The 1,170-nt window shown below is 72.9% G+C and carries 1 protein-coding gene; it reads right to left on the reverse strand.

Features of this window, described 5'->3' with window-relative positions; translation table 11 throughout:
• A partial coding sequence (locus tag I5Q34_RS33205) for a type I polyketide synthase (RefSeq protein WP_307811777.1) occupies positions 1 to 1,132 on the reverse strand: 1,132 nt, incomplete at its 3' end.
• Positions 1,133 to 1,170: the final 38 nt, after the last annotated feature.

Below are 1,170 nucleotides of genomic sequence, written 5' to 3' on the forward strand. Positions count from 1 at the left end.
CCGTCACACCACCGGCCAACGCCAACGAGCACTCACCATTGCGCAACGCCTGAGCAGCAAGATGCAACGCGACCAACGACGACGAACACGCCGTATCCACCGTCAGCGCCGGACCCTCCAACCCCAACAGGTAGGAGACCCGGCCCGACGCGACACCACCGCTGTTCCCGGTGATCAGCAGGCCCTCGATGCCCTCGCCCGCCTCCGGCAGCCAGGAACCGTAGTCGTGGTACATCAGACCGGCGAACACACCGGTCCTGCTGCCGCGCAGGGACGTCGGATCGATACCGGCCCGCTCCAGCGCCTCCCACGCCGTCTCCAGCAGCAGCCGCTGCTGCGGATCCATCGCCGTCGCCTCGCGCGGACTGATCCCGAAGAAGTCGGCGTCGAACTCACCGGCTCCGGTGAGGAACCCGCCCCGCCGGGCGTAGCTCGTGCCCAGGTGGCCCGGGTCCGGGTCGTACAGCCCCGCGAGGTCCCAGCCGCGGTCGGTGGGGAACTCGGAGGTCGCGTCCACGCCGTCGACGACCACGCGCCACAACTGCTCCGGCGAGTCGATGCCGTCCGGCATGCGGCAGGCCATGCCGACGATCACGATCGGGTCGTCGTCCACCGCCGACGCGACCGCCGCCGGGACCACGGGGCCGGCATCGGTGCCGAGCACCTGCTCGCGCAGGTGGTCCACGAGCGCGGTGAGCGTCGGGTGGTCGAAGACCAGGGTGGACGGCAGCCGCAGCCCCGTGACCTCCTGCAGACGACGCCGCAGCTCCAGACCCGTCAGCGAGTCGAAGCCCATGTCACGGAACGCACGGGCCGGATCGACCGAACCCGCCGAACCATGCCCGAGCACCAAGGCGATCTGGCTGCCGGCCAGTTCGAGCAGTGCCGCCTCGCGCCGGGCCTCGTCCAGGTCCGCCATGCGGACGGCCCATGTGGCGCCGTCCTCGGCGGCAGCGGGGGCCGCCGTCCGCCGGGTCGCGGGCACGCGCACCAGGGAGCCGAAGATCACGGGCAGTTCGCCCCGGGCCGCCCGGCCGCGCAGCGCCGCCAGGTCGAGCCGGGCGGGGACCACTGTGGCCCGGTCGGCGGCGAGCGCCGCGTCGAACAGGGCCAGGCCCTGGGCCGCCGACATCGGCGCCAGACCACTGCGCGAGAGCCGGGCGAGATCGG

Source organism: Streptomyces sp. AV19 (genome assembly GCF_015999245.1).
In the GTDB taxonomy this organism is placed as follows: domain Bacteria; phylum Actinomycetota; class Actinomycetes; order Streptomycetales; family Streptomycetaceae; genus Streptomyces.